Annotated in this window: 4 protein-coding genes; 2 read left to right on the forward strand and 2 right to left on the reverse strand. The window is 65.6% G+C overall.

What is annotated here, in order from left to right:
* Positions 1–17: 17 nt before the first annotated feature.
* The gene (locus ACE039_RS01895; RefSeq protein WP_332007086.1) at positions 18–743 is read right to left on the reverse strand and encodes a GntR family transcriptional regulator; all 726 of its coding nucleotides are present in this window, start codon (positions 741–743) and stop codon (positions 18–20) included.
* 281 nt (positions 744–1,024) lie between these two features.
* Here ACE039_RS01895 and ACE039_RS01900 point away from each other — a divergent pair, with 281 nt between their 5' ends.
* Complete coding sequence (locus ACE039_RS01900; protein ID WP_332007085.1) at positions 1,025–1,927, forward strand: dihydrodipicolinate synthase family protein; 903 nt, start codon at positions 1,025–1,027, stop codon at positions 1,925–1,927.
* A gap of 23 nt (positions 1,928–1,950) precedes the next feature.
* Complete coding sequence (locus ACE039_RS01905; protein WP_105557241.1) at positions 1,951–2,907, forward strand: Bug family tripartite tricarboxylate transporter substrate binding protein; 957 nt, start codon at positions 1,951–1,953, stop codon at positions 2,905–2,907.
* Positions 2,908–2,929: 22 nt separating this feature from the next.
* Here the strand turns inward: ACE039_RS01905 and ACE039_RS01910 are convergent, their stop codons facing one another.
* Positions 2,930–3,919 (reverse strand): Bug family tripartite tricarboxylate transporter substrate binding protein, encoded by a 990-nt coding sequence (locus ACE039_RS01910; protein ID WP_485821537.1) that lies wholly within the window; start codon positions 3,917–3,919, stop codon positions 2,930–2,932.
* Between the last annotated feature and the right edge of the window lie 53 nt (positions 3,920–3,972).

Consider the following 3,972-nt stretch of genomic DNA (forward strand, 5'->3'; position numbering starts at 1 on the left):
CCCCCCCCCCCCGGGTCTCAGGCGGGCGAAAGGGTTGCCGAGGCATCCAGCAGATGGTCGACGATGGCCAGGATCTGTTCGGCAGCCAGCCCGATATGCCGCTCCAACGCAGCCTCTGCCTTCTCGGCCTGCCCCTGGCGGCTAAGCGCGATCAATTCCTTGTGCTCGTCATGGGCCTGCTGGCGGATCGGCGCGTTGACGATCTGAAAACGGAAATAACGTTCGGATTTTTCGTGCAGCGCGCGCACCATGCCCAGCGCCGCCGGCCGTTGCGCGGATCGGTACAGCAACTCGTGAAGCTGCCAATTCAACCGCCCCCATTGCTCGGGCGCCGCCGTGTCCATCTGCGCCACCACCGCTTCGGCCCGGTCCAGATCGCCGTCGTCATGCTGCTGCACGGCAAGCCGGAACAGCCAGGGTTCCAGCCGCATGCGGATATCAAAGAACTCTTGGACCTCGGTGCGCGACAGCATCGACACATAAGCGCCCCGGTGCGGGATCATGTCGATCAACCCTTCGGCGCTGAGCTGGCGGATGGCTTCGCGCACCGGCAGGCGGCTAACGCCCAGCTCTTCCGCGAACAACTCCTGGCGCAGCGCGGACCCCGGCGGGATCACCCCCGACAGGATGCGGTCGCGCAGTTCGTCCACCACCAGATCGACGGCGGTCTTGCGGACAAGCCGGCCGGCGGTTCCGGTCGAGGGACGGATCGGAGAAGCGGAAAGCGGCGAATTCTGGGACACGTGAGACCTGCCTGGTTAGGCCGCCCGGCAAAAACCCGGCGGCATGGAGATGCTGGCGCCGGGTCTGGCGTGCCCAGGAAAACCCCGAGAGACAGCCGGACCCGATGCCCGTTTAATGCGAGTATATTGGATCCATGATCCAGTAGGTAAGAGCCACTCTGACACGCAGTACCCCGAGGCCAGCCGCCTCGATTTTTAAAGCCTTTATTTTTGGATCCAATATCCAATAACCAATATCCGCCTGTTGATGATGCAGGCGGGCACGCACCAGGAGCCTCAGCATGAGCATTCAATGGCAAGGCGTTTTCCCCGCCGTGACCACCAAACTGAACCCGGATTTCTCGCTGGATCTGGACGCCTTGCGCCAGGGCCTGGAACGGCTGATCGTCAACGGCGTGGGTGGCGTCGTGATGATGGGCATGGTGGGCGAAAACGCCCAGCTGTCGCCCGACGAGAAGCTGACCGTCCTGCGCACGGCCGTGGAAACCGTGCGCGGGCGCGTGCCGGTGATCTCCGGCGTGGCTGAAACCGGGACCGCCCGCGCCGCCGCGTTCGCACAGGAAGCGGCCAAGATCGGCGTGAATGGCCTGATGGTGTTTCCCGGGCTGACCTACAAGTCGGACAATCGGGAAACGGTGGCTTTCTATCGGACGGTGGCGCAGGCCAGCCCCCTGCCCATCCTGCTTTACAACAACCCGCGCGGCTACGGCGTCGACCTGACGCCAGACCTGGTGGCCGAATTGCTGGAAGAACCGACCATCGTGGCCATCAAGGAAGAGTCTTACGACACCACCCGCGTGACCGACCTGATCACCCGTTTCGGTGACCGCCTGGCCGTCGTGTGCGGCGTGGACGACCTGATCCTGGAAAGCGCCGCCCTGGGCGTGACCGCCTGGGTATCGGGCATGGCCAACGCCGTTCCGAAGGCATCGGTCGACTTGCTGCGGCTGGCCGCAGAGGGCGATTTCGTGCGCGCCCGCAAACTGTACGCGGCATTGACGCCGCTGTTCCACCTGGACACCGTGGTCAAGCTGGTGCAGCACATCAAGCTGGCCGAGCACCTGATCACCGGCAGCGCCGAAACCGTCAAGCCCCCGCGCCTGGACCTTGCCGGCGCGGAACGCGAACGCACCATCGCCATCACCAAACAGACGCTCGCGGACCTGTCCGCCCTGGGCTACTGATCCCTGATTCCGGAACCGCCATCATGCGACTCATCCGCCTGCCCGCGCTGATTGTCAGCGCCCTGATTGCCCAGTCCGCCGCGCATGCCGCGGACTATCCCGCCCGCTCCATGGAACTGGTGGTCGCCTACCAGCCTGGCGGCGGCAGCGACAACACCGCCCGCGCCATCGCCGAAGCCGTGCGCCCGCCGCTGCTGGCGCAGCCCACCGTCGTAATCAACAAGCCCGGCGCAAGCGGCTCCATCGGTTGGTCGTATGTGGCCAACGCCCAGCCCGACGGCTACAAGCTTGTCCTGATGACGCCGGAAATGCTGGTCGTGCCGCTGATGGGCATCGGCAAGACAACGGTGAACGACTTCCTGCCCATCGCGCGCTTCACGGACGATCCGTCTTCGGTGACGGTGCGTGCCGATGCGCCATGGAAAACCGTGCAGGAGTTTCTGGAATATGCCAAGAAGAACCCCGAGCGGGTAGCGGTGTCCAACGCGGGCATCGGCACCGTGCCGCACATGGCGGCTGCGGCGCTGGGCGAGCAAACCGGCGTGAAGTTCGTGCACGTGCCCTATCAAGGGTCGGCGCCGGCCATCATGGGCCTGCTGGCGGGCGACGTGCAAGCCACGACGGTCGCCTATGCGGAACTGCAGCAGCACGTCGAAACCGGCAAGCTACGCACGCTTGCTGTGATGGCGCCCCAACGGCTGGAAAACCTGCCTGCGGTGCCCACCATGAAGGAGCTTGGCGCCGACCTGCAATTCAGCGTGTGGCGCGGCATCGGCCTGCCCAAGTCCGCCCCCGCGGATGCCGTGGCGAAATGGCGTGCCGCCGCCAGCCATGTCGCGCAATCCAAGGAATTTCAGAGCCTCATGCGCAAGCAGAACCTGACGCCGTCCTATGCCGACCAGCCGCAGTTCGCGGCCGACGTAGCCCGCCAGGAACAGGCCTTCAACACGCTGGTGCCCAAGCTGAACCTCAAACCGTAGGTCCAGCCGGGGCGCCCGCGCGTTATTCCACCGTTGCGCCGGACCGCTTCACCACTTCGGCCCAACGGGGGATCTCGGTGGCCATCAGCGCGCGCAGTTCGTCGGGCGTGCTGCCCACCAGTTCCATACCCATGGTCTTGCCCAGCTTTTCCTGGACGTCGGGCTCTTTCAGGATGATCGCGATCTCCTGGGCCAGCTTGTCCAGGATCGGCTTGGGCGTGCCCTTGGGCGCATAGACGGCCTGCCACGAAGCCATCTGGAACCCGGCCACGCCGGCTTCCTGCATGGTCGGCACGTTGGGCGCCAGCGAGATGCGGTCCTTCGTGGTGACGGCCAGCAGCTTCAGCTTGCCCGTCTGCAACAGCGGCAAGGCCGCCGTCATCTGATCGAACATGAAGGTCACGGCGCCGGACGACACGTCCACCATCGCGGGCGGCGTGCCCTTGTACGGCACGTGCGTCAGCGGCACGCCGATCATGCTTGAAAACAGTTCGCCCGCCAGGTGCGTCGACGTGCCCGCGCCCGACGATGCGAACGTGCGCTTGTTCGGATCGCGCTTGAGCAACGCGATCAGGTCGGCCACCGAATTCACGCCCAGGTTGGGATCCACCAGTAGCACGTTGGGCAGGTAGGCGATCAGCGACACCGGCTCGAAGTCCTTCACCGGGTCGTACTTCAAGTTCTTGTACAGGCTGGCGTTGATGGCGTGGGTGCTGATGGTGCCGCCGAACAGCGTGTAGCCGTCGGGCGCCGCCTTGGCGACATAGGTCGCGCCGATGCCGCCGGCCGCACCGGGCTTGTTCTCGACGATGACGTTCTGGTGCAGGCGGTCGCCCAGCTTCTGGGCCAGTACCCGGCCCACCACGTCGGTCGAACCGCCGACGGTGAACGGCACCACGTAGGAAATCGGCTTTTGGGCGGGCCAGTCGGCCGCGGGGGGGGGCATGGCCGCGAGGCCAAGGGCGGCGCCGGCCAGCAGCGCACCCAACGCACTGCGTCGTTGTGGGTTCATGTTGTCTCCTGCCTTGTTTTATGGGTATGGGTCGCCGGCCGGGCGGCCGGCGG

This window comes from Achromobacter maghribensis (assembly GCF_057334215.1).

Excerpts from the sequence above, each read along its gene's own strand:
- ACE039_RS01900 (WP_332007085.1), top strand. The coding sequence starts at position 1,025 with ATGAGCATTCAATGGCAAGGCGTTTTCCCCGCCGTGACCACCAAACTG.
- ACE039_RS01905 (WP_105557241.1), top strand. The coding sequence starts at position 1,951 with ATGCGACTCATCCGCCTGCCCGCGCTGATTGTCAGCGCCCTGATTGCC.
- ACE039_RS01910 (WP_485821537.1), bottom strand. The coding sequence starts at position 3,919 with ATGAACCCACAACGACGCAGTGCGTTGGGTGCGCTGCTGGCCGGCGCC.